A 23,277-nucleotide genomic window follows, 5' to 3' on the forward strand; every position below is an offset into this window, starting at 1 on the left:
CATGACCGCCCCCGCCCCCGGGACCTCGCCACCGGCCCTCGCCGTGCCCGCCGTCCGGCTGCCCCGGCGCCGGGGCGTCGAGCTGGCGCTGCTGGTCGGCGCGGTGCTGATCCCGGTGTACGGCTACTGCGCCGTGGGCCTCGCGCACGACGGCGCCGTACCGCAGGGGGCGGCCGGCTACGGCGCGGCGCTCGGCGGCCTGGCGCTGGTGGCCCATCTGGCGGTGCGCCTGCGCGCGCCGTACGCGGACCCGCTGCTGCTGCCGATCGGGGTGCTGCTCAACGGCCTCGGCCTGGTCCTGATCTACCGCCTCGACCTGGAGACCCCCGACGCCGCCGCCCCGGCGCAGCTGATCTGGTCCGGGCTGGGTGTCGCCCTGTTCATCGCGGTCGTCCTGCTGCTGCGCGACTACCGTGCCCTGGCCGGGTACGCGTACCTGGGCGTCGTGGCGGCCCTGGTGCTGATGATCGTGCCGAGCCTCTTCCCCGCCGTGAACGGCGCCAGGATCTGGATCCGGGTTGCGGGCTTCTCCTTCCAGCCCGGCGAGTTCGCGAAGGTGCTGCTGGCGGTGTTCTTCGCGGCGTACCTCGCGGACAACCGCGCCGCGCTCGCGTACGCCGGCCGGCAGGTCCGGCGGTTCCGCCGGCTGCAGCTGCCGACCGGCCGGGTGCTGGGCCCGGTGCTGGCGGTCTGGACGATCAGCCTCGGCGTGCTGGTGGTGGAACGCGACCTGGGGACCTCGCTGTTGTTCTTCGGCCTCTTCGTGATCCTGCTCTACGTCGCCTCCGGACGCACCGGCTGGATCGCGATCGGGCTGCTGCTGTCGGCGGCCGGCGCCTTCCTCGTCGGCACGCTCGAACCGCACGTGCACTCCCGGGTGGCGGACTGGCTGCATCCCTTCGCCAGCATCGAGGCCGGGCACGGGCCGGGCCAGATGGCGCAGTCGCTGTTCGCGTTCTCCGCCGGAGGGCTGCTGGGCACGGGCCTGGGCGAGGGGCACTCGATCCTGATCGGCTTCGCGGCCAAGTCCGACTTCATCCTGGCCACGGCGGGCGAGGAGCTGGGACTGACGGGGCTGACCGCACTGTTCCTGCTGTACGGACTGCTGGTGGCCCGGGGCTACCGGGCGGGGCTGTCGATCCGCGAGCCGTTCGGCAGGCTGCTGGCCGTGGGGCTGGCCTCGATCGTCGCGCTGCAGGTCTTCGTGATCGCCGGCGGGGTGACGGACCTGATCCCGCTGACCGGGATGGCGATGCCGTTCCTGGCGCAGGGCGGTTCGTCGGTCGTCACCAACTGGGTGATCGTCGCGCTGCTGATCCTGCTCAGCGACACCGCACGCCGCCCGCCGCCCGGCCCGGACACCGGCCGGGCCGGGCGGGCCACCGGCGGCGGGGCGGCCGCGGCGTGACCCCGTACGCCCGCCGGGCCGCGGCGCTGTGCCTGCTGCTCCTCGTCGCCCTGCTGGTGAACGCCATCCGGGTCCAGGTGGTGCGGGCCCCCGCGTACGACGCCAACCCCGCCAACCGGCGGGTGCCGATCGACCGTTACGCGCAGCCGCGCGGCGACATCCTCGTCGGCAGCCGGCCCGTGACCGGCTCCCGGTCCACCGGCGCCCAGCTGGACTGGGTCCGCACCTACGCCGACGGCCCGCTCTACGCGCCCGTGACCGGCTTCTCCTCCCAGACCTACGGCACGGCCCTGCTGGAGGCCGCCGCGGACGACATCCTGTCCGGCTCCTCCCCCGGGCTGTCGGTGCTCCCGCTGTGGAACGCGATCAGCAGGGCGCCGCAGCGCCCGGGCGACGTCCGCACCACCATCGACCCGGCCGCCCAGCAGGCCGCGTACAAGGCGCTGGGCGGCAAGAAGGGCGCGGTCGCCGCCCTCGACCCGGCGACCGGCCGGATCCTGGCGCTGGTCAGCACGCCCTCCTACGACCCTGCGACGATCGCCGGCACCGGCCCGGAGGCGCTCGGCGCCTGGCACCGGCTCGTCACCGCCGAGGACCAGCCGATGCTCAACCGGGCGCTGCGCCAGACGTACCCGCCGGGTTCGACCTTCAAGACGGTGACGGCGGTCGCGGCGCTCGCCTCCGGGGTGGTCACCGACGTCGGGAAGCCCACCGACTCCCCGGACCCCTATCGCCTGCCGGGCACGACGACGACGCTGGGCAACGAGTCGGCGTCCGCGGGCTGTGAGGACGCGCCGCTGTTTTACGCGTACGTCGTCTCCTGCAACACCGTCTTCGGCAAGCTCGGCGACGACGTGGGGCTGCGGGCGATGCGCGAGACGGCGGAGGCCTTCGGCTTCAACGACCCTTCCATCGGGGTCCCGTCGCACCCCGCGGTCAGCGTCTTCGACCGCCGCATGGACCGGGCGCAGCTGGCGCTGTCGTCCATCGGGCAGTACGACACCCGGGCCACCCCGCTGCAGATGGCGATGGTCGCGGCGGCCGTGGCCAACGACGGCACGCTGATGTACCCGCACCTGGTGGACCGGATCACCGACGGCGCCGGCCTCCCGCTGGAGATCACCGGTGAGCGGGCCTACCGGCAGGTGATGGACGCGACCGTGGCCTTCGCGATGCAGGACATGATGGTCGCCGTGGTGCGGCACGGCACCGGCCGCAACGCCGCCCTGCCCGGCGCGGTGGTGGGCGGCAAGACGGGCACGGCGCAGCACGGTGAGGACAACCGCGGGAACCCGTTCGCCTGGTTCATCTCCTGGGCGAAACAGAGCCGGGGGGCCCCGGCGAAGGTCGCCGTCGCCGTCGTCGTGGAGGACGCCGCCGCCGACCGCGCCGACATCAGCGGCGGCGGCAAGGCGGCCCCGGTCGCCCGCGCCGTGATGCGGGCGGTGCTGGGACGCTGACCGCTTGCCCGGCCGCGGTCAGTCCTGGGCGCCCAGCGCGATGGCCCGGTCGACCTCGGCGGCCCGCTCGGTCTCCTCCTGGGCGAAGCGCTCGGCGTCGAGCTTCTCGGCGATCTCCTCGTCCTGCGCCATCAGCAGGTCGAGGTTGGAGTCGCCCATCTCCAGGACGCCCATGTCGACGTAGGCGCGCTGCAGCCGCTCGCCCCACAGCCCGATGTCCTTCACGCACGGCACGATGCGGCTGAACAGCAGCTTGCGGAAGAGCTGCAGGTACTCCGAGCGCTCGCTCAGCTCCTCGGCCTCCTGCCGCGGGATGCCGAAGTCCTCCAGCACCTCGGCGCCGCGCAGCCGGTCGCGCATGAGGTAGCAGCCCTCGATGACGAACTCCTCGCGCTCGCGCAGTTCGGCGTCGGACAGCTGCTTGTAGTGGTCGCGCAGCGCCATCCGCCCGAAGGCGACGTGCCGGGCCTCGTCCTGCATGACGTAGGCGAGGATCTGCTTGGGCAGCGGCTTGTCGGTGGTGTCGCGCAGCATGCCGAAGGCGGCCAGCGCCAGCCCCTCGATGAGCACCTGCATCCCCAGGTACGGCATGTCCCAGCGGGAGTCGCGCAGGGTGTCGCCGAGCAGGGCCTGCAGCGAGTCGTTGATCGGGTAGACCATGCCGACCTTCTCGCGCAGGAAGCGGGAGTAGATCTCGGCGTGCCGGGCCTCGTCCATGGTCTGGGTCGCGGAGTAGAACTTGGCGTCGAGGTCGGGCACCGACTCCACTATGCGGGCGGCGCAGACCATGGCGCCCTGCTCCCCGTGGAGGAACTGGCTGAACTGCCAGGACGCGTAGGCACGGCGCATGTCGCGCTTGTTCCGCTCGGACATCTTGTCCCAGTAGGGGGTGCCGTAGACGGTCATGTTCTGGTCCGGCACGCCGAGCGGGTCGTACGGGTCGACCTCGATGTCCCAGTCGATGCGGGTGACCGCGTCCCACTGCTTGTCCTTGCCCTTCTGGTAGAGGGCGAGCAGCCGGTCGCGCCCGTCGTCGTACTCCCAGGAGAAGCGTGCGGCTCCGGAAGCCGGGATCTCCCACAAGTTGTCCTGCGACGGCATTGGCGTCTCCTCGACTCTTGACGGGCTTGCTGACACACAGTCTCATAAGAGCATGACCGCTGGCACCCCTCTTGCAACGCGTGAAAAAGTGGCGGAGCGGCTGCTCGACGCCTCCGCGAAGCACTCCTTCGACCCCGACACCGAGCTGGACTGGGAGGCCCCGTTCGAGGACGGCGCGTGGTTCTGGCCGCCGGAGCTGTGCTCGCTGTACGACACCCCGCTGTGGAAGCACATGTCGCAGGAACAGCGGATCGAGCTGAGCCGGCACGAGGCGGCGTCGCTGGCCTCGATCGGCATCTGGTTCGAGATCATCCTCATGCAGCTGCTGCTGCGGCACTCCTACGACCTGGACCCCACCAGCGGGCACGTCCGCTACGCGCTCACCGAGATCGCCGACGAGTGCCGCCACTCGAAGATGTTCGCGCGGCTGGTGACCCGGCTCGGCACGCCCGTCTACAAGCCGTCGCGCACGGACCACAACCTCGGCCGGGTGCTGAAGACCGTCTCCACCACACCCGGTTCCTTCACCGGCACCCTGCTCGCCGAGGAGATCCTCGACTGGATGCAGCGGCTGACCTTCCCGGACGAGCGCGTGCAGCCGCTGACCCGTGGCGTCACCCGCATCCACGTGGTCGAGGAGGCCCGGCACATCCGCTACGCCCGTGAGGAGCTGCGCCGCCAGATGAGCTCGGCTCCGCGCTGGGAGATCGCCTTCACCCGGGTCTCCTCCGCCGAGGCCGCACGGGTGATCGCCCGGTCGCTGATCAGCCCCCAGGTGTACGCCTCGGTCGGGCTCGACCCCCGGTACGCCGCCGAGCTGGCCCGCACCAGCCCGCACCGCCGCGACGTGATGCGGCAGGCGGCGCGGAAGCTGATGGACTTCCTGGAGGAGATCGGCATGTTCGAGGGTCCGGGCGTACGGCGCATGTGGCGCAGCTCGGGACTTCTCGGGTAGCACGGCGCGCGGGCGGATACGCTGGCGTTCATGAACGGCAGTTCGACGCCGGCGCCCGCCGCCGCTCCCGCCTACCGCCGGCTGAGCGTCGAGCAGCGCCGTACCCAGTTGCTTGCCGCCGCCGTGGACCTGTTCGGGCACCGCAGGCCCGAGGACGTCTCGGTCGACGACGTGGCCGCGGCCGCCGGGGTCTCGCGTCCCCTGGTCTACCGCTACTTCCCCGGCGGGAAGCAGCAGCTGTACGAGGCCGCCATGCGCAACGCCGCCGAGGAGCTGCGGACCTGCTTCGTGGAGCCCGCGGAGGGCGAGATGACCCAGCGCCTGTCCAACGCGCTGGACCGCTACCTCTCCTACGTGGACGAGCACGACGCGGCGTACTCCGCCCTGCTGCGCGGCGGCAGCGTCGCGGAGACCAGCCGGACCGACGCCATCGTGGACGGCGTCCGGCGCGGCGCGGCCGAGCAGATCCTGATGCACCTGGGAGCGCCGCACCCCGGACCACGGCTGGCGATGATGGTGCGCTCCTGGATCGCCAGCGTCGAGGCCGTCTCGCTGACCTGGCTGGACGAGGGCAAGCAGCCCCCCGCCCAGGAGCTGCGGCGGTGGCTGGTGGACCACTTCATCGCGCTGCTGCTGGTCAGTTCCACCACGGACCAGGAGACCGCCGGGGTCGCGCTGGCCGCCCTGGAGCGGGAGACCGCGGGCAGCCCCGCCGGCGACCTGGCCCGCCGGGTGACCCCGCTGGCCCAGGCAGTCGCACATCTGCTCCCACCTGCCGTTTCCTGAACGTGGCCCCCGCCGCAGGGCCTACCCTGACCCCGTGAGGCATGAGGACACGGAATTCGTCGGAGGGCCGCTGGACGGCCGGGTGCTGGGGGTGCTGACCGGCATCACCGGGCAGCCCCCGAAGGTGTACGAGGTGCCGGTGCCGCAGGAGGACGGCGCACCCCCCGTCGTGCACGTCTATCATCGCGAGCCCAGTCCCGGGCCGCGCGCGCAGCGCCGTACGCGCTGGGTCTTCGTCTACGACCCGGAGGGGAACCGGCCGGAGAAGCCGCGCTGGCCCTGGTCGAAACCGCGGACGTGAGCCGCCGGGGCGGTCGCGCGGGCGGACCGCCGCCGGACGGGTGATCCAGGTGACCGGCCACGGGAATGGTCCGGACCATTGACAGGATTGGTCCAGACCTGTTTGCTGCGAGTTGTCATGCGCACTTCTTCTCGCCCCCGAAGGAGCGGCCCCCATGAGACACCTCGTCGCCGCGACGGCGACCCTCGCCTGCACCGCCGTCCTCGGCGGGCTGGTCGCCCTCGCCCCCACGGCGCACGCCGGTGAGTTCCTGGTCAACGGAGGCTTCGAGTCGGGCAACCTGTCCGGCTGGAGCTGCGACTCCGGCACCACCCAGGTGGTGACCGGGCAGGCGAAGAGCGGCAGTCGCGCCCTCGCCGGCACCCCGAGCGGCACCGGGACCGCGCAGTGCAAGCAGACGGTGGGCGTCGCCCCCAACACGGCGTACACCTTCTCGGCGCAGGTCAAGGGGAGTTACGTCTACATCGGCGTGGACGGCGGCACCAGCACCTGGACCCCGGGCACCGGCGGCGCGTACCAGCAGCTGAACGTCAGCTTCACGACCGGCGCGAACCAGACCAGCGCGACGGTCTACGTCCACGGCTGGTACGCGCAGCCCACGTACTACGCCGACGACCTGTCGCTGACCGGGCCCGGCGGCCCGACGCCCAGCCCGACCCCCACCGACCCGACGCCGACGCCGACCCCCACGCCGACCCCCACCCCGACCGATCCGACGCCGTCCTCCCACGCCCTCGTGGGCTACCTGCACTCCAGCTTCGCCAACGGCTCCGGCTACGTCCGCATGGCCGACGTCCCCGCGAGCTGGGACTACATCGACCTCGCCTTCGGCGAGCCCACCTCCACCACCTCCGGCGACATCCGCTTCAACCGCTGCCCGGTCGCCGAGTGCCCGAACGTGGAGTCCGACGCGGAGTTCAAGGCCGCGATCAAGGCCAAGCAGGCGCAGGGCAAGAAGGTGCTGATCTCCATCGGCGGCCAGAACGGCCAGGTCCAGCTCACCACCACCGCCGCTCGCGACGCCTTCGTCAGCTCCGTCGGCAAGATCATCGACACCTGGGGACTGGACGGCCTCGACATCGACTTCGAGGGCCACTCGCTCTCCCTCAACGCCGGTGACACCGACTTCCGGAACCCGACCACCCCGGTCGTGGTCAACCTGATCTCCGCGCTGAAGACCCTCAAGGCCAGGTACGGCGGCGCCTTCGTGCTGACCATGGCCCCCGAGACCTTCTTCGTCCAGCTCGGGTACCAGTTCTACGGCCCGGGCCCGGGCGGCGCCCAGGACCCACGGGCCGGCGCGTACCTGCCGGTGATCCACGCCCTGCGCGGGGATCTGACGCTCCTTCACGTCCAGGACTACAACTCCGGGCCGATCATGGGACTGGACAACCAGTACCACCAGATGGGCGGCGCCGACTTCCACATCGCCATGACCGACATGCTGCTCACCGGCTTCCCGGTCGCGGGCAACACCTCCCGGGTGTTCCCCCCGCTCTCCCCGTCGCAGGTGGCCGTCGGCCTGCCCGCCAGCAGCAACGCGGGCAACGGCTGGACCACCCCGGCCGAGGTGAACAAGGCGCTCGACTGCCTTACCCGGAAGGTCAACTGCGGCGGCTACGCCACCCACGGCACCTGGCCCGCGCTGCGCGGTCTGATGACCTGGTCCGTGAACTGGGACAAGTACAGCAACTGGGAATTCCAGCGGAACTTCGACACCTATTTCGGATGACGCCGGACGAACGGGTGGCTCCGCGACCGGCGGAGCCGCCCGTTCCGGCCCGTCCCTCTGTCCTAGCCGACCCGATCATGTAAGGATCTACCCGCACGTATCGGTGGAACAGGCGGAGGTGACGGGATGTCAGCAGCACACCGGCCCAAGGAGTGGGTGCGCAGGGCACTCGTCTGCGGGACGCTGCTGGCCGCCGCGGCGCTCGGGATCCCCGCCCAGGCCTACGCCGCTCCCGACGATCCGGCGCCGGACAACCGGACGCTCGTCGTGCTGCTGGAGCAGCTGCAGGACCTCTACCACAAGGCCGAGCAGGCCACCGAGACCTACGACCAGGCCAAGGTCGAGCTCGATGAGAACCAGAGCAAGGCCGACCGCCTCGACCACCAGCTCGCCGAGGAGCGCACCGCGCTCAGTGACGCCCGCGCCCTGGCCGGGCAGCTTGCGCGGGAACAGTACAAGTCCGGTGGCGTCTCCCCGTACCTCAACCTGCTGCTCAGCAACGACCCGCAGGACGCCTTCACCCAGGGGCACATGCTCGACCGCGCCGCCGGCAGCCAGGCCGAGCTCGTCGCCCAGCTGGAGAACGGCGAGAAGCGGATCGCCGCGCTCAACCGGGCCCAGCAGCACGCGCTGGACGGCTCGGAGCAGCTGGAGAAGAAACAGCGCGAGGCCAAGGAGGACATCGAGCGGCAGCTGGCCGACGTCGAACGGATCCTCGCCGGACTGACCGGCGCCCAGATCGAGGACCTCCAGGAACTGGAGCAGCAGGGCATCGACCAGGCGCAGGCGGCCTTCCTGCGGTCCGGCCGGCTCGGCAGCACGGCACTCACGCCGTCGAAGGCCGGCAACAGGGCGCTGAGCTTCGCCTACGCCCAGATCGGCAAGCCCTACGTCTGGGGTGCCGAGGGCCCGAAGGCGTACGACTGCTCGGGCCTGACCTCACAGGCCTGGGAGCACGCGGGCACCACCATCCCGCGCACAAGCCAGGAGCAGTGGAAGCAGCTGCCGCACGTCCCGCTGAACCTGCTGCGCCCCGGCGACCTGGTGGTCTACTTCCCCGGCGCCACCCACGTGGCGATGTACATCGGCAACGGCATGGTCATCCAGGCCCCGCGCCCGGGCGGCTTCGTCAAGATCTCCCCGATCGCCGCCAACCCGGTCCTCGGCGCCGTCCGTCCGGACTCCGACGACCCGTCGATGAAGCACTACGTCTCCCCCGTCGCCCCCAAGTCGGCCCACGACCCGACCCCGCTCGGCGGCGCCTCGAACTCCTGAGGCCGCGGTGTGACCAGGGACTCACCGGCATCGGACAGACCTGTCTGTTAGTTTTGCCGTGAGGGGCCCGCCGGGCCCCGGCGAGGACCACGGTGAGCACCATGCCCACGACCGCGAAGCGCCCCCCGGCGCGCGAGCGCATACTGACCACGGCCGAGGCGCTGTTCGCCGCGCACGGCCTGCGCGGCGTGGGGATCGACCGGATCATCGCCGAGTCGGGCGTGGCCAAGTCCACGCTCTACGTCCACTTCCCCTCCAAGGACGAACTGGCCGCCGCGTACCTGCGCAGGGTCGACGACTCCTGGCGGGGCAGGCTGCGCGCCGCCGCGCTGGCGGCCGGGGACGATCCCCGCGAGCGGCTGGTGGGCCTGTTCGACGCCGTCTCGGCCTCGTACGCGCGCCACGGCTTCCACGGCTGCCCCTTCATCAACGCCGCCGCGGAGAGCGAGCCGGGCAGCCTGCCGCACGAGGTGACCCTGGCGCACAAGCGGGCCGTGCGGGCATGGGTGCGCGGGCTGGCCGAGGCGGCCGGCGCCGCGGACCCCGACGAGCTGGCACTCCAGCTGACCCTGCTCGTCGACGGCACCCTGGCCGCGGGCAAGCTCGAACAGGACCCGGCGATGCCGGCCGCCGCCAAGGCCGCGGCGCGGGCCGCGGTCGAGCGGGCCTGCCCGCCCGCCGTCTGATCCCGGCCGCGCCCTCGTCCGCACCATGGGGACGAGGGCGTTCCTTCGACCCGAATCAAACAGACCTGTCTGTTCGAAAGGACATCCGATGACCTCCTCCCGCCCCCCGGTGGCCACCACCATGCGCGCGGTCCTGCTGGAAGAGTTCGGCAGCCCCCTCGTCCTCGGCGCGATCCGAACCCCGGCACCCGGCCCCGGCCAGGTGCTGGTCCGGATCGCAGCCTCCGGGGTGAACCCCCTGGACACCAAGATCAGCGCCGGGAAGGCCGCCCACGCCCGCACCCGGCCGCCCGCCGTGCTCGGCCTCGACCTGGCCGGCGTCGTCGAGGAGGTCGGGGCCGACGTCACCGGCTTCGCACCCGGGGACGAGGTCTTCGGCATGACCGGCGGGGTCGGCGGCCTCCAGGGGTCGCTGGCCGAGTACGCGGCCGTGGACGCCCGGCTGCTGGCCCGCAAGCCCGCCGCACTGACGATGCGTCAGGCGGCGGCGCTCCCGCTGGTCTTCATCACCGCCTGGGAGGGCCTGGTGGACCGGGCGGGCGTACACGAGGGGCAGAAGGTGCTCGTCCACGGCGGCGCCGGCGGCATCGGGCACGTGGCCGTCCAGCTCGCCCGGGCCCGCGGTGCCGAGGTCTTCGCCACCGGCTCGCCGTGCAGCCTGGAGACCATCGCCGCTCTCGGGGCGACCCCGATCGACCGCACCGCCACCCCGGTCGACGCCTACGTCGCCGAGCACACCGGCGGCGAGGGCTTCGACGTCGTCGTCGACACCGTCGGCGGGGAGACGCTCGACGCCTCCTTCACCGCGGTGCGCACCTACACCGGCCATGTGGTGAGCGCCCTCGGCTGGGGCAGCCACAGCCTCGCGCCGCTGTCCTTCCGCGGTGCCAGCTACTCCGGGGTCTTCACACTGCTGCCGATGCTCACCGGCCGCGGGCGCGAGCACCACGGCGGGATCCTGCGCGAGGCCGCCGCCCTCGCCGAGGCCGGCGCGCTGCGGCCGCTGGTCGACCCGCGCCGCTTCACCCTGGCCACGGCCGCCGAGGCGCACGGCGTGGTCGAGCGCGGCGAGGGCCGGGGCAAGGTCATCGTGGACGTCGCCGGGTGACGGGTGCCCGGCGGTCAGCGGCGGTCAGCGGCGGTAGCAGTACGAGTCCGAGGAGGCGTCGCCGCCTTCCAGGCGCGTCTGGTGCACCCGCAGTCCCCGGAAGTCCGGGCCGTGCGGGAAGAAGCCGCTGTCGACGCGGAGCCCGCCGCGTGAGGTGTCGGCGTCGAGTTTGACCATCCACGGGTCGATGCCCTCGGGGTAGAACTGCGCGTCCCAGGCGCCGTACAGGGAGTTCGTCACGTACACCCGCCGTCCGTCGCGGCTGAGCTCGACCATCTGCGCTCCGCCGCTCAGCGGGACGTCCGGCTCCGCGGGGTGCGCCTGCCGGCCGGTGATGCCGCCCAGCCGCACGGACGCGGTCCGCCTCGGCCGGAGCGGGTCGCCCACGTCGTACTGGTGGAGGTCACCGGTCCCCCACGCGGAGACGTACAGCCACCGGTCGTCCACCGACAGGTCGATGTCGGTGATCAACGGGGGCACGGCGCCGAACGGCCGTAACGCGGGGGGCAGGTCCTCCGCCCGGGCGGGCTCGGCGGGCAGGGTGATCACCTTGCGGACCGTGAAGTCGCCGCCCTCCCGGGTCCACAGCCACACCGACGCCGACAGGTCCTCGACGTCGACGACGGTGTTCACGAACCCCCAGGTGGCCTCGGGGTCGTGCGAGGGACGCAGCTCCAGCACCATCTGGTTCTCGTCCCCCAGGTCGACGCGCTGCAGGTGCCGGCCCGTGTCCAGGTCCCAGAAGTGCACCGCGTGCCCGTAGCGGCGGTCCAGCAGCAGTTCGGGCACGAGCCCGTCCTCGATCATCGAGGGGCTGCCCCACTCGCTGGTCACGGCGATGTTCTCGCGCAGGTGCCACCAGACGTCGTAGGCGAGCGACTGCGGTCCGCGCTCGCTCTCCCAGGCCCGCAGCACCTCGAAGGTCTCGTGGTCCAGCAGCGCGACGCCGCCGGGCCCGTCCGCGCCGTCCGCGCCGCCGAGGCAGGACAGGAACACCCCGTCGGGGCCGCAGTGGAGGGTGTGCGGCCGCGAGTAACCGGCCCTGGCGGCGAGCTCCCCGGCCTCGACCACCTTGACCAGGCGCGGCCGGGTGGGATCGGGGCCGGTGTCGAGGACGTGCAGCCGGGAGGAACGCAGGCCCGGGACGATGAGGTAGCGCCGCGCGGCGTGGTGGTGGCCGGCGTGGGCCAGCGCGCTCGAGCAGGCGTTCCAGCCGAAGTGGTGCAGTTCGTTGCCCCGGTCGGGCATCTCGACGCGGGCGGCCACCTGGCCGTACACCGGGGATCCCGGATCGGTGACGACGGTGAACAGTGCGTCCGGGCGCTCTCCGGCCGGGTCGAACCCGACGACGTAGGCGAGCTTCTCGGCGGGCGCGGCGACGGCGTCCGCCGGGGTGCGGTACAGGGTGGGGTCACGGTGGCCGTCGCGGTCGTGCTCGGTCGTCGTCATGGCTGTTCCCTCTCCCGTACGGGAGCCCGGACCAGGGGCCTTGCGGCGGACGACCGGGCCCAGCCGTGCGGGATCTGTGTGCGGACGCCGGACAGATGTCCCGTACGACGAGCGTTTCACAGCCCCGGAGAGGTGCCAAGGCGGGACCCCGGGCGCCCGGACGGCCCGCCGCCGCGCCGGGCCCGGTTGCCGGGACGCGGGCGGCACTGGACCGGATGGCGGGGCCGGCACTAGGTTGCGGCTTCGTGACCCACGACGACGCCATCGTCATGTCCCCGCCCGTGCGGCCGGCCGAGGGCGAGCCGGTCTTCGTCCCCAAGGCGACGACCGTCCTCGTCGTGGCCGCGCTCGGGGTCTGCGTGCTGGTGAACGCCGCGCTGCTCGTCGCCCGGCTGTTCCTCGACCGCGCCGCCGGCGGCTCGGCCGCCGCCCTCGCGCGCGGCGACGAGGTCGTCACCCTCACCGGTCTGAGCCATCTCGCCTTCGTGCTCACCGGGGTCGTCTTCCTGCGCTGGCTGTGGCAGATGCGGGTGAACGCCGAGGCGCTGGCGCCCGGCGGTCACCGGATGCGACGCGGCTGGACCACGGGCGCGTGGCTGATACCGCTGGTCGGCTTCGTCCTGCCCAAGCGGATCATCAACGACATCTGGGCCGCCAGTTCCCCGCCCGGACGCCCGCGGCGCACCAGTGTGCTGCTGACCTCGTGGTGGCTGCTCTTCGTGGCGGCGCAGCTCCTCGCCTCCCCCTCCGCCACCACGGGCCCGCCTGCGGCGGAGACGGCCGGTGCCGCGCTCTACGTCCTGGCGGGGGCGCTGTGCATCGCCGTGGTGCTGCGGCTCGCCGCGATGCAGCGGACGCGCCTGCGCGGCTGAGGGCGGCGGGCCGTCCGGCACCGGCGGCGTGCACCGCCGGCGCCGCTAGGGCCTGTCGTCAAATTGACGTCAGCCGCCCGGAGGGCGGGCCCTGCGGTGTCTGGTGCGGTGCATCGCAAGGCGGAGAGTCGTCCTCGTAGTGGGCTACTCGGACGATTCGACAACGCAGCGTGGGGGCACCCCCGGCCGAAGGCTGGGGGAGTGCCGTGCCAGGCGCCGCGGGGCAGGCGGCAATTTGACGACAGGCCCTAGGCCGTCAGGCCCCGGCGGCCGAGGCCAGGTAGGCGGAGGTCGCCCCCGGGTCATAGAAGTACGACTCGTAGTCCGACGGGTCGTCGAAGCCGTTGGCGAAGCGGTCGGCGACCGCCGGCAACTGCCCGGCGGCACCGATCAGGCCGAGGATGTGCTCCGGCGGCGGGCCGAGGAGGGCGTTGGTCCACTTGGTCACCGGCTCGGCGGTGGCCCAGAAGCGGGCGAAGGCGGACTCCATCCAGTCCCGGTCGAAGGGCTTGTCGCCCTGCTCGACGATGGCGTCGAGGTAGGCGGCCGCGCACTTGGAGGCGCTGTTGGAGCCCTGCCCGGTGATCGGGTCGTTGGCCACCACGACGTCGGCGACGCCCAGCACCAGCCCGCCGGAGGGCAGTTCCGCGACGGGGTGCCGGACCACCGGCGCGAAACGCCCGGCCAGGGTGCCGCCGGCGTCCGTCAGCTCCACGTCACGGGCGCGGTCGTACTCCCACGGCATATGACGCTCCATCAATTCCAGGGTGATGCGCAGGTGTTCCTGTGGGTCCTTGACACCGCCGAAGACGTCGAGCGGACCGCCCGGGAGCCCCTCCCAGAAGAGGATGTCGCAGGGGCCGGAGGTGGTGAACGCCGGGATCACGATCAGTTCGCCGGCGCCGGGCACCATGTTGAGCCGCACCGCGTGGAAGTCGGGGTGCTCCGGGCGCGGGCCGAGGCCGTGCACATAGGCGACGGCCAGCGCACGCTGCGGGCTGTCGTACGGGGAACGCTCGGCGTCCCGGCCGAACATGGAGACCAGCTCGCCCTTGCCGGCCGCGACCATCACCAGGTCGTAGGCGCGGGAGAAGTAGTCCAGGTCGCCGACGGTCACGCCGTGCACGACCAGCTTGCCGCCGCGCTCGACGAAGGTCTCCAGCCAGCCGGCCATCTTCACCCGCTGGTCGACGGACTGCGCGTACGCGTCGAGCCGTCCCACCCAGTCGATGGGCCGTGATCCGTCGGGGGCGGCGACGGAGACCCCCAGGCCCTCGATCCGGGGGGTCCGGTCCTCCCAGAAGCCGAGACCGAGGTCGCGCTCGTGGCCCAGCGCCGTGCCGAACATGCACTGGGTGGACATGACACGCCCGTGGCGTATCTCGTCCGCCGTGCGGTTGGACATGACGGTGACCTCGTATCCCCGGGACTGCAGGCCCAGGGCCAGTTGGAGCCCGGACTGGCCGGCTCCCACGATCAGTATCTTGCGCAAGGCGGCATGCTCTCTCGTACGGTGCGGCTGGGATGCGTCCGGCGGGCGTCCCCACGACTCCGCCGGAAGACTGCTACTCCGGCTGGGCGACGAGGGCCTGCTTGACCAGGGCCAGCAGTACCTGGATCACCGACTGGCGGTCGCGGGCGTCGCATATCACCACCGGGATCTCGTCCGGCACGGCGAGCGCCTCGCGGACGTCGATCTCGTCGTAGGCGGTGGTGCCCTCGAAGCGGTTGACCGCCACGGCGTAGGGCAGGCCGCTGCTCTCGAAGTAGTCCAGTGCCGGGAAGGCGTCGGCCAGCCGGCGGGTGTCGGCGAGGACGACGGCGCCGATCGCCCCGCGCACCAGGTCGTCCCACATGAACCAGAAGCGCTGCTGGCCGGGGGTGCCGAACAGGTAGAGCACCAGCTCCCGGTCGAGGGTGATCCGGCCGAAGTCCATCGCCACCGTGGTGGTGGTCTTGTCCGGGGTGGACCCGAGGTCGTCGATGTCCTCACTGGCACTGGTCATCACCGCCTCGGTGGTGAGCGGGGTGATCTCCGAGACCGTGCCGACGAAGGTGGTCTTGCCCACGCCGAAGCCGCCCGCCACCACGATCTTGGTCGAGGTGGGCGCCTGGCTCACGTCCAGCTGCCACTCCTGCAGGCCGTCTTCTTCCGCGAGGGACGACATGTCAGAGCCTGCGAAGTCCACCGAGAACCCTCTCCAGCAGTGCGCGATCCGGGGCGCCGGGCCCGTGCCCGGTCCCGTACACGCGGATCCTTCCCTGATCGGCCAGGTCGCTGAGCAGCACCCGGACGACGCCGAGCGGCATGCGCAGCAGCGCCGAGATCTCCGCCACCGAGCGCATCCGGCGGCACAGCTCCACGATGGCGCGCATCTCCGGCATGACGCGCTCGGCCCAGCTGCCCGAGGTCAGCTCCCTGCGCTCGGTGGAGCCATCGATCGTCGCGACGAAGGTCTCCACCAGCAGCACGTGGCCGAAGGACGTACGGCCGCCGGTCAGCGCGTACGGGCGCACCCGGGCGGCCCTGCGCCCGGCGCCCCGTACGGGGAGGACGGCGGCCGCCCGGGCCGCGGCGATCACCGGACGGCGCATCAGCGGCCCCCCTCGATCGCCTGGCGCAGCTCCGTGCGGAGCGCCGGGGTGAGCACGTGGCCGGCCCGGCCCACGAACAGGGCCATGTGGTAGGCCACCACGCTCATGTCGCACTCGGCGTCCGCGTGGACGCCGAGCAGCGAACCGTCCCCGATCGTCATCACGAACACGCTGCCGTTCTCCATCGCCACCCCCGTCTGGCGCACGCCACCGCCGTCCATCAGGCGCGCGGCGCCATCGGTCAGCGAGGCGATGCCGGAGACCACCGTGGCCAGGTCGGCGGAGGTGCCCGCCGGGCCCCTGGGGCGTCCGGCCGCGCCGTCCTCCGTGCCTTCGTCAGCCGCGTCGGCCTCGTCCTCGGGCTCCGAGGTCAGCAGCAGCAGTCCGTCCGAGGACACGACGGCCACGGAGCGGACCCCGGGCACGTCCTCCACGAAATTGCTCAGCAGCCACTGGAGGCTACGTGCCTCGTGGCTCAGGCCCCGTTCACTCTGGGTGTCCGTACCGGCCGACATCAACCGCGTGCCTCCTCGACGCCTTCGGCTTCGACTTGTTGGTGTCCCCCCGAACTGCCTTCTGCCGCGGCCGCGTCCGCGGCCGCCCTCGGCGCGGGCAGGCCGCGCCGGATCTCCTGCGTCTCGGCCTCGGCCTCCGCCCGGCCGTCGCGCAGACCCCGGGCGAAGCCGCCGAGCTTGCGCCGCAGCTCCTCCGGGTCCACCCCGCCGCCCTGCCGGGCCCGCCCACGGAGCTGCGGTTCACCCGACAGCCCCGTGGACCGCGGCACCCGCTGCGGGAGCCCCTTGGCGGTGAGCGCCACGCCGTCCGGCACCTCCGCGGAGGCCGGAGCCGGTGCCGCGGGCGCCTCGGCCGCTTCGGCCGCCTCGACCGGTGCCGGCCCGGTTTCCGGGGCCGGCGTCGGGGCGGGGGCGGGCTGGTCGGCGCGGGCGTGCTCGATGGCGTCGCCCCCGGGTCCGGGCGCCTCATCGGGCGACGGCTCCGTCACGGGCTCCACGGCCGCCGGTGCCGTCCGCTCCGCCTTTACGGCCTGCTCGTCGCGTGCGCTCCGCAGCGCCGTGCCCGGCTGCCACGGCTCGCCCGCGACGGCCGCCTCCACGGGGGTCTGCGGGCCGTCCGGGTCCTCCGCCGGCGCGGTGAGCGCCGCGGGGACGACCACCACGGCGGTGGTGCCGCCGCGCTTGGCGTCGCGGAGCTGGACGCGGATGCCGTGCCGGGCGGCGAGCCGGGCCACCACGTAGGCGCCCATGCCGGTGGCCTCGCCGCCGGAGGCCTGCTCCACGGGATCGGCCTGCGTCAGCAGCGCGTTGAGCTCGTCCAGCCGGGCCGTGGGGATGCCGATGCCCTGGTCCTCGACCGACAGCATCAGCTCGCCGCTCTCCAGCATCCAGCCGGACAGCTCCACCTCGGTCTCCGGCGGGGAGAACGCGGCCGCGTTCTCCAGGAGCTCGGCGATCAGGTGGCTGAGGTCGTCGGAGGCGAAGCCGGCGATGCGTCCCGCGGGCAGCTGCTGGATGCGGACGCGCTCGTACTTGTCGATCTCGGAGACCGCGGCGCGCGCCACGTCGACCAGCGGGACGGGCTTGGGCTGCGCGTGACCGTGTTCGGCTCCGGCGAGCAGCAGCAGGTTCTCGCTGTTGCGGCGCATGCGGGTGGCGAGGTGGTCCAGCTTGAACAGCTGGGCGAGCTCGTCCGGGTCGTGGACCAGTTCCTCCAGCCGCTCGATCAGCGTGAGCTGGCGCTCGACCAGACCGAGGGTGCGCAGCGTCAGGTTGACGTAGGTGCCGTGGACGTTGCCCTGCAGGCTGCCCAGGCGCGTGGTGAGCACCTCCTGCCGGCCGTGCAGCAGGTCGCGTTCCGCGGCGAGGGCGTCCCGTACGCCCTGGAGCTTGGTGTGTTCGGCGTCCTGCGCGGCGACGCGCTCGCGCAGCCCGCCGACCTCGGCGCGGAGCGCGTTGACCGCCCGGGCCGTCGCCGCGAACTCGTCGGAGCCGACGATCCTGACCTGCTCGCCCGCGGGGACGTCCCCGCGGGCGAAGCGGCCCAGCGCGGCGGCCGGCCGGGTGATGGAGCGGGCCGTGGAGACGCCGACGCCGAGGACGAGCAGGAAGCACACGGAGGCGAGGGCGACGTGGAGTTCGAGGGCCGTCACGTCGTCGTCGCGCAGCGCGGCGAGCCGGTCGGCGGCGGCGGCGGCGAGCGAGGACTCGACGCCGCGCATCATGTCGATCCGCGCGGAGAGCGCCGCCTGGACCGCTCGCGGCTTGAGCGCGCGGTCGGCGGCGGACAGCGAGGAGCTGTTCAGCAGCTGCTTCAGGCGCTTGTCGGCCTGGTTGACGTCGGAGCCGGTGACCGTCTGGTCGTACTGCTCGACCGCGGCCTGCGAGGCCCCGCCGCGGAAGTCGGCGAGCGCGGACCGCTCGCTGACGGCGGCGGTCTGCGCGGCAGTGACCAGGGCGGACTCCTCGCCGCCCGCGGTGAGCGCGCCGACCAGCAGGCCGCGCTGGACGGAAGCCTGGTCGACGGCGCGGGCGAGTTCGGGCAGCGCGGTGGTGTCGGCGGAGGCACCGCGGGCGGGCAGCGAGCGGGCGACGGCGGCGCCGACCCCGTTCAGCGCCCGGATCGCCGGGTCGTAGGCCGCGACGGCCGCCTCGGCGGAGCCGGGGCCGGAGAGCACCTTCTGCCGGACGGCGGGGAGTTCCCCGAGCTGCCGGACGACCTCGGCGGTCGCGTCGGCGAAGGCCGGGGCGTCGTCGGTGTCGGTGTCGGCCGCCGCCGTCAGCACCTCCTGGACCTGGCGGTCGACCCGCTCCCGCTGGGCCTCGGAGACGCCCGTGCCGCCCTCGGTGGAGCGGCCGCCGGCCACGAAGACGGCCATGCCGTCGCGTTCGTCGGCCAAGGCGTGGGACAACGAGACCGCCTGGGCCTCCAGTCGCGCCATGCCGACCAGCCGCTGGGACTCGGCCAGATCGCGCACGCCCGTGGCCATGCCCGGGGCGGAGGCGGCCAGGACCGTGACGGCGCAGATCAGCAGGGCGCCCAGCAGTCTCTGCCGTACGCGCTTGGTCCGCGGGTTACGTCGTGTTCGCACCGGTGCTCGCTATCCCGTCTCGCCTGGTCCACTGGTCCCGAGATGACGACACATCGGCCGAGCGCCGAGCACGGCAACGTCTGGCCTCATCCCGGCATCGTCCCGACCTTCTCAGGCCGACCCGGAATGCAGATGTGCGTCCCCCGCCTCGACACCCGAACGAGTGAATCGCAACGACAAGTTGACGTTCAACTCCCCGGCTGGATCGTTACGCGCACGCCCCCCGGCCGACCGGGACCGGAACTGGCATCGGAGCCGCCGCCCTGGCAGGATGCGCACCTTCACTGACCGGTAACCCCCGGCGAGCGCCCCCGGGGTTCGAACAGCTCCCCCGGGCGGCTGCTGCAGACTGGCCGCATGCGCATCGAGACGGCGACCGAGCCCGGCAGCCCCGGACGCCCCAACGAGGACTTCGTCGCGGTGGCCATGCCCGCGTCAGGCGGCGGCGGTTCACTGGTCCTGCTGGACGGCGTCACCCCTCCCGACGGCCCCACGGGATGCCGTCACGACGTCCCCTGGTACGTCGCCGAGCTGGGCGGATCCATGATCGAACTGTCCGTTTCGCCCGCGGCCCCGAGCCTGGCGCAGTGTCTCGCGGAATCCGTCCTGCGCACGGCCGACGCGCACCGCGGCGCCTGTGACCTTTCTCACCGCCGCACCCCGCAGGCGACCGTGGTGGCGGTCCGGTGGAATGCGGACACCGTGGAGCATCTGGTGCTATCCGACTCGGTGTTGCTCATCGAGGACACCACAGGTCACGTCGGTGCCGTGCGCGACGACCGGCTGGGCCGGCTGCCCGGTCCGGTGCCCGCGCTGCGCGCCGCGGTGCGTGCCCTGCCGCGCGGCACGCCCGCCCGTGCCGAGGCCGCCGCGGAGTACGGGCGGGCGGTGGAGGCCCTGCGCAACGCCGAGGGCGGCTTCTTCACCGCGGCGGCGGACCCCGCGGTCGCCGAGCGCGCCGTCACGGGCACCCGGCCGCGCTCGCAGGTCCGCGCGGTCGCGGCCCTGACCGACGGCGCCGCCCGGCTGGTCGAGGTCTTCCACGAGCAGGACTGGCAGGGCACGGTCGCACTGCTGCGCAAGGCCGGCCCCGAGGAGCTCCTGCGGCGCGTGCGCGCCGCGGAGTCCGCCGACCCGGACGGCACCCGCTTCCCCCGCGGCAAGACGCGCGACGACGCGACCGCGGTGTTCGCGCAGTGGTGACGACGGCGTGGCCGCGCGCCGGGCGGAGGACCGCGCGGGTTACGCGCCGTCCTGCTCCTGCGAGTCGTTCAGCTGGCCCAGCAGCCGGGCCAGTTCCCGCAGTTCGTCCCGGTCCCAGCCGCTCAGCCGGCTGACGTAGCGCGCCCGGCGCGCCGTGCGGACGCGCGAGAAGCGCTCGGCGCCCCCCGCGGTGAGCTGTACCAGGTAGGCCCGGCCGTCGGCGGGGTCGGGTTCGCGTCGGATGAGCCCGAGCACCTCCAGGGCGCGCAGTTGACGGCTCATCGTGGCCTTGCCGACGCCGAAGTAGCCGGCGAGCACGGTGGCCCGCTCGGGCCCGGTCTCGGCGAGCCTGGCGAGGATCCCGTACGCCGCGGGCTCCAGGTCCGGATGGACCTCGCGGGCCATCTCGCCGGAGGAGGCGCGGGCGCGCCGCAACAGGACGGTGAGCTCGCGTTCGAGCGCCTCCATCACGGGATCCGCCTCCCCGGGGGAGCCGGCGGTTCCGGCCACCTCGTCACCCGCTTTCCGTCGTGAAGACCTGTCGTATCCGGCCGCCGTGTACGCAGCGTCCCCAGTATTTCGCAGACCTGGACGCACAGCGTGACCAGGGCCCCTTCCCCGCCTGGTGTCCCCGCCCCCGCACGGCCCGGCCACGCGGACGCCGCCGCGTGGGCCGGCTGCCGCACGCACGGGAGCGGCCCCTCCTCAGGCCGTGGGAGGGGCCGCTCTCCATTCACCCCGTCAGGGCCTCACTCAGGCCGCGACTGGGGCTTCCAGGCCGGAGTCCGCGCCGGTGACTGCGGGCTCCAGGGCCAGCTTGAGCACGTGCCGGACGTCCGAGACCGCGTGGACCTCCAGCTTCTCCAGGACCTCGGCGGGGACGTCGTCCAGGTCCGCCTCGTTCCGCTTGGGGATCACCACGGTGGTGATCCCGGCGCGGTGCGCCGCGAGCAGCTTCTGCTTGACGCCGCCGATCGGGAGCACGCGCCCGGTCAGCGACACCTCGCCGGTCATCGCCACGTCGGTGCGGACCCGCCGCCCCGACAGGAGCGAGGCCAGCGCGGTGGTCATGGTGACACCCGCGCTCGGGCCGTCCTTGGGGACCGCGCCCGCGGGGACGTGGAGGTGGACGCCGCGCTCCTTCAGGTCGCCGACCGGCAGCTCCAGTTCGGCCCCGTGCGAGCGCAGGAAGGAGAGCGCGATCTGCGCGGACTCCTTCATCACGTCGCCCAGCTGCCCGGTGAGCTGCAGCCCGCTGCCGCCGGTCTCCGGGTCGGCCAGCGACGCCTCGATGTAGAGGACGTCGCCGCCCGCGCCGGTCACCGCCAGGCCCGTGGAGACGCCCGGCACCGCCGTGCGCCGCTCCTGCGGGTCCTGCGCGGACTCCGGCACGTGGTGCGGCCGGCCGATGAGGTCCCGCAGGTCCTGCGGGGTCACCGTGAACGGCAGCTCGCGCTCGCCGAGTTCGTGCTTGGCCGCGACCTTCCGCAGGATGCGGGCGATCGAACGCTCCAGGGTGCGCACGCCCGCCTCGCGGGTGTACTCCCCGGCCAGCTTGCGCAGGGCCACGTCGTCGACCGTCACCTCGTCCTCGCCGAGCCCGGCCAGCTCCCGCTGGCGCGGCAGCAGGTGGTCACGGGCGATGACGACCTTCTCGTCCTCGGTGTAGCCGTCCAGCCGCACCAGCTCCATGCGGTCCAGCAACGGCTCGGGGATGGCCTCCAGGACGTTGGCGGTGGCGAGGAACACCACGTCGCTCAGGTCCAGCTCGACCTCCAGGTAGTGGTCCCGGAAGGTGTGGTTCTGCGCCGGGTCCAGGACCTCCAGCAGGGCCGCGGCCGGGTCGCCGCGGTAGTCGGAGCCCACCTTGTCGATCTCGTCCAGCAGGACCACCGGGTTCATGGACCCGGCCTCCTTGATGGCGCGCACCAGCCGGCCGGGCAGCGCGCCGACGTAGGTGCGCCGGTGGCCGCGGATCTCCGCCTCGTCGCGGACGCCGCCGAGCGCGACGCGCACGAACTTCCGCCCCATCGCGCGGGCCACGGACTCGCCGAGCGAGGTCTTGCCGACGCCGGGCGGGCCCACCAGGGCCAGCACCGCACCTCCGCGGCGGCCGCCGACGACCCCGAGACCGCGGTCGTTGCGCCGCTTGCGCACGGCCAGGTACTCGGTGATGCGTTCCTTCACGTCCTCCAGGCCCGCGTGGTCGGCGTCCAGCACCGCCCGCGCGCCGGGGATGTCGTAGGCGTCCTGGGTCGTGGTGTTCCACGGCAGCTCCAGGACGGTGTCGAGCCAGGTGCGGATCCAGCTGCCCTCGGGGGACGCGTCGCTGGACCGCTCCAGCTTCTCGACCTCCTTCAGGGCGGCCTCGCGCACCTTCTCGGGCAGGTCGGCGGCCTCGACGCGGGAACGGTAGTCGTCCGCCTCGTCCTCCGGGTCGCCGTTCAGCTCGGCCAGCTCCTTGCGGACGGCCTGCAGCTGCTGCCGCAGCAGGAACTCGCGCTGCTGCTTCTCCATGCCCTCCTGGACGTCCTTGCGGATGGTCTCCGCGACGTCCTGCTCGGCCAGGTGGTCACGCAGCCACTGCGTGGCCAGCTTCAGCCGGGCGACCGGGTCCAGGGTCTCCAGCAGCTCGATGCGCTGGCTGGTGGTGAGGAAGCCGGAGTAGCCGGCGTTGTCCGCGAGCTGCGAGACGTCCTCGATCTGCTGGACGCGGTCCACGACCTGCCAGGCCCCGCGCTTGCGCAGCCAGCTGGTGGCCAGGGCCTTGTACTCCTTCATGAGCTCCGCGACGGTGCCGGGGGCCTCGGCCGGTGCGGGCTCGGAGAGCTCGGTGCCCTCCACCCACAGGGCGCCGCCGGGGCCGGTCGTGCCGGCGCCGATGCGCACACGGCTCACCGCGCGGATCACGGCACCGGGATCGCCGTCCGACAGACGTCCCACCTGCTCGACGGTGCCCAGCGTGCCCACGCCGGCGTAGTCCCCGTCCACCCGGGGAACGAGCAGCACCCGCGGCTTGTTGCCGAGTCCGGGACGACCGGACCGCTGGGCGGCCTGCGCCGCCTCGACCGCGGCGCGCGCCTCGGCGTCGGTCAGGTCCACCGGCACGACCATGCCGGGCAGGACCACCGAGTCGTCGAGGGGCAGCACGGGCAGGGTGAGCGGCGCGAACGCCGACGAAGACGATTGAGCCATTATCTCTCCCTAAGCAATCAAGTTGAGCTATGCAGACTCAATGCA

20 protein-coding genes are annotated in these 23,277 nt (G+C 73.0%); 11 read left to right on the forward strand and 9 right to left on the reverse strand.

Annotated features, from left to right (window positions below; genetic code table 11):
• Window position 1: 1 nt before the first annotated feature.
• Both OG937_16675 and OG937_16680 read left to right on the forward strand, forming a co-directional pair.
• On the forward strand, window positions 2-1,408 hold the full coding sequence (locus OG937_16675; protein WUD73206.1) for an FtsW/RodA/SpoVE family cell cycle protein: 1,407 nt from the start codon (window positions 2-4) through the stop codon (window positions 1,406-1,408).
• Window positions 1,405-2,868 carry a penicillin-binding transpeptidase domain-containing protein gene (locus OG937_16680; protein WUD73207.1) on the forward strand — a complete coding sequence of 488 codons (1,464 nt, stop codon included), beginning with the start codon at window positions 1,405-1,407 and terminating at the stop codon, window positions 2,866-2,868. Before OG937_16675 ends, OG937_16680 begins: the two co-directional genes overlap by 4 nt.
• An 18-nt stretch (window positions 2,869-2,886) precedes the next feature.
• Here the strand turns inward: OG937_16680 and OG937_16685 are convergent, their stop codons facing one another.
• Window positions 2,887-3,969, reverse strand: a complete 1,083-nt coding sequence (locus tag OG937_16685; GenBank protein WUD73208.1) for a ferritin-like domain-containing protein — start codon at window positions 3,967-3,969, stop codon at window positions 2,887-2,889.
• Between the two features lie 52 nt (window positions 3,970-4,021).
• Here OG937_16685 and OG937_16690 point away from each other — a divergent pair, with 52 nt between their 5' ends.
• From OG937_16690 to OG937_16720, 7 genes are all read left to right on the forward strand, one after another.
• A complete protein-coding gene (locus OG937_16690) occupies window positions 4,022-4,924 on the forward strand; it encodes a diiron oxygenase (GenBank protein WUD73209.1) in 903 nt (300 codons plus the stop codon).
• Between the two features lie 30 nt (window positions 4,925-4,954).
• Window positions 4,955-5,710: a TetR/AcrR family transcriptional regulator gene (locus OG937_16695; protein WUD73210.1), complete on the forward strand. Its 756-nt coding sequence runs from the start codon at window positions 4,955-4,957 to the stop codon at window positions 5,708-5,710.
• Window positions 5,711-5,744: 34 nt separating this feature from the next.
• On the forward strand, window positions 5,745-6,011 hold the full coding sequence (locus OG937_16700; protein WUD73211.1) for a hypothetical protein: 267 nt from the start codon (window positions 5,745-5,747) through the stop codon (window positions 6,009-6,011).
• A gap of 154 nt (window positions 6,012-6,165) precedes the next feature.
• Complete coding sequence (locus OG937_16705; GenBank protein WUD73212.1) at window positions 6,166-7,743, forward strand: glycosyl hydrolase family 18 protein; 1,578 nt, start codon at window positions 6,166-6,168, stop codon at window positions 7,741-7,743.
• A 126-nt stretch (window positions 7,744-7,869) separates the two neighbouring features.
• On the forward strand, window positions 7,870-9,018 hold the full coding sequence (locus tag OG937_16710) for an NlpC/P60 family protein (protein ID WUD73213.1): 1,149 nt from the start codon (window positions 7,870-7,872) through the stop codon (window positions 9,016-9,018).
• A 101-nt stretch (window positions 9,019-9,119) separates the two neighbouring features.
• On the forward strand, window positions 9,120-9,704 hold the full coding sequence (locus OG937_16715) for a TetR/AcrR family transcriptional regulator (GenBank protein WUD73214.1): 585 nt from the start codon (window positions 9,120-9,122) through the stop codon (window positions 9,702-9,704).
• A gap of 88 nt (window positions 9,705-9,792) precedes the next feature.
• The gene (locus tag OG937_16720) at window positions 9,793-10,812 is read left to right on the forward strand and encodes a zinc-dependent alcohol dehydrogenase family protein (protein WUD73215.1); all 1,020 of its coding nucleotides are present in this window, start codon (window positions 9,793-9,795) and stop codon (window positions 10,810-10,812) included.
• A gap of 24 nt (window positions 10,813-10,836) precedes the next feature.
• Here OG937_16720 and OG937_16725 read toward each other — a convergent pair whose 3' ends face one another.
• A complete protein-coding gene (locus tag OG937_16725) occupies window positions 10,837-12,261 on the reverse strand; it encodes a selenium-binding family protein (protein WUD73216.1) in 1,425 nt (474 codons plus the stop codon).
• Window positions 12,262-12,506: 245 nt separating this feature from the next.
• Here OG937_16725 and OG937_16730 point away from each other — a divergent pair, with 245 nt between their 5' ends.
• Window positions 12,507-13,133 carry a DUF4328 domain-containing protein gene (locus OG937_16730; GenBank protein ID WUD73217.1) on the forward strand — a complete coding sequence of 209 codons (627 nt, stop codon included), beginning with the start codon at window positions 12,507-12,509 and terminating at the stop codon, window positions 13,131-13,133.
• A 256-nt stretch (window positions 13,134-13,389) separates the two neighbouring features.
• Here the strand turns inward: OG937_16730 and OG937_16735 are convergent, their stop codons facing one another.
• From OG937_16735 to OG937_16755, 5 genes are all read right to left on the reverse strand, one after another.
• Window positions 13,390-14,625 (reverse strand): FAD-binding oxidoreductase, encoded by a 1,236-nt coding sequence (locus OG937_16735; GenBank protein WUD73218.1) that lies wholly within the window; start codon window positions 14,623-14,625, stop codon window positions 13,390-13,392.
• A 73-nt stretch (window positions 14,626-14,698) separates the two neighbouring features.
• Entirely contained in the window at window positions 14,699-15,301 is a 603-nt protein-coding gene (locus OG937_16740) for an ATP/GTP-binding protein (protein ID WUD73219.1), read from the reverse strand.
• A gap of 1 nt (window position 15,302) precedes the next feature.
• Window positions 15,303-15,728 carry a DUF742 domain-containing protein gene (locus OG937_16745; GenBank protein ID WUD73220.1) on the reverse strand — a complete coding sequence of 142 codons (426 nt, stop codon included), beginning with the start codon at window positions 15,726-15,728 and terminating at the stop codon, window positions 15,303-15,305.
• Window positions 15,728-16,243, reverse strand: coding sequence for a roadblock/LC7 domain-containing protein (locus tag OG937_16750; protein ID WUD73221.1), 516 nt, complete (start codon window positions 16,241-16,243; stop codon window positions 15,728-15,730). Before OG937_16750 ends, OG937_16745 begins: the two co-directional genes overlap by 1 nt.
• Window positions 16,243-18,834, reverse strand: a complete 2,592-nt coding sequence (locus OG937_16755) for a nitrate- and nitrite sensing domain-containing protein (protein WUD73222.1) — start codon at window positions 18,832-18,834, stop codon at window positions 16,243-16,245. The genes OG937_16750 and OG937_16755 overlap by 1 nt, the downstream gene beginning before the upstream one ends.
• Before the next feature lie 357 nt (window positions 18,835-19,191).
• Here OG937_16755 and OG937_16760 point away from each other — a divergent pair, with 357 nt between their 5' ends.
• Window positions 19,192-20,037: a hypothetical protein gene (locus OG937_16760; GenBank protein WUD73223.1), complete on the forward strand. Its 846-nt coding sequence runs from the start codon at window positions 19,192-19,194 to the stop codon at window positions 20,035-20,037.
• 39 nt (window positions 20,038-20,076) lie between these two features.
• On the opposite strand, the gene OG937_16765 is transcribed toward OG937_16760, so the two are convergent.
• Window positions 20,077-20,505: a MarR family transcriptional regulator gene (locus OG937_16765; GenBank protein WUD78771.1), complete on the reverse strand. Its 429-nt coding sequence runs from the start codon at window positions 20,503-20,505 to the stop codon at window positions 20,077-20,079.
• A 285-nt stretch (window positions 20,506-20,790) separates the two neighbouring features.
• Window positions 20,791-23,232, reverse strand: coding sequence for an endopeptidase La (lon, locus tag OG937_16770; GenBank protein ID WUD73224.1), 2,442 nt, complete (start codon window positions 23,230-23,232; stop codon window positions 20,791-20,793).
• Between the last annotated feature and the right edge of the window lie 45 nt (window positions 23,233-23,277).

Origin of the sequence: Streptomyces sp. NBC_00510 (genome assembly GCA_036013505.1) — a bacterium.
GTDB lineage: Bacteria > Actinomycetota > Actinomycetes > Streptomycetales > Streptomycetaceae > Actinacidiphila.

What these genes read in the sequence shown, in the direction of transcription:
- OG937_16675 (WUD73206.1), top strand. Translation starts at nt 2, where the DNA reads ATGACCGCCCCCGCCCCCGGGACCTCGCCACCGGCCCTCGCCGTGCCC.
- OG937_16685 (WUD73208.1), bottom strand. Translation starts at nt 3,969, where the DNA reads ATGCCGTCGCAGGACAACTTGTGGGAGATCCCGGCTTCCGGAGCCGCA.
- OG937_16690 (WUD73209.1), top strand. Translation starts at nt 4,022, where the DNA reads ATGACCGCTGGCACCCCTCTTGCAACGCGTGAAAAAGTGGCGGAGCGG.
- OG937_16695 (WUD73210.1), top strand. Translation starts at nt 4,955, where the DNA reads ATGAACGGCAGTTCGACGCCGGCGCCCGCCGCCGCTCCCGCCTACCGC.
- OG937_16705 (WUD73212.1), top strand. Translation starts at nt 6,166, where the DNA reads ATGAGACACCTCGTCGCCGCGACGGCGACCCTCGCCTGCACCGCCGTC.
- OG937_16710 (WUD73213.1), top strand. Translation starts at nt 7,870, where the DNA reads ATGTCAGCAGCACACCGGCCCAAGGAGTGGGTGCGCAGGGCACTCGTC.
- OG937_16715 (WUD73214.1), top strand. Translation starts at nt 9,120, where the DNA reads ATGCCCACGACCGCGAAGCGCCCCCCGGCGCGCGAGCGCATACTGACC.
- OG937_16720 (WUD73215.1), top strand. Translation starts at nt 9,793, where the DNA reads ATGACCTCCTCCCGCCCCCCGGTGGCCACCACCATGCGCGCGGTCCTG.
- OG937_16725 (WUD73216.1), bottom strand. Translation starts at nt 12,261, where the DNA reads ATGACGACGACCGAGCACGACCGCGACGGCCACCGTGACCCCACCCTG.
- OG937_16740 (WUD73219.1), bottom strand. Translation starts at nt 15,301, where the DNA reads ATGTCGTCCCTCGCGGAAGAAGACGGCCTGCAGGAGTGGCAGCTGGAC.
- OG937_16745 (WUD73220.1), bottom strand. Translation starts at nt 15,728, where the DNA reads ATGCGCCGTCCGGTGATCGCCGCGGCCCGGGCGGCCGCCGTCCTCCCC.
- OG937_16750 (WUD73221.1), bottom strand. Translation starts at nt 16,243, where the DNA reads ATGTCGGCCGGTACGGACACCCAGAGTGAACGGGGCCTGAGCCACGAG.
- OG937_16760 (WUD73223.1), top strand. Translation starts at nt 19,192, where the DNA reads ATGCGCATCGAGACGGCGACCGAGCCCGGCAGCCCCGGACGCCCCAAC.
- OG937_16765 (WUD78771.1), bottom strand. Translation starts at nt 20,505, where the DNA reads ATGGAGGCGCTCGAACGCGAGCTCACCGTCCTGTTGCGGCGCGCCCGC.
- lon (WUD73224.1), bottom strand. Translation starts at nt 23,232, where the DNA reads ATGGCTCAATCGTCTTCGTCGGCGTTCGCGCCGCTCACCCTGCCCGTG.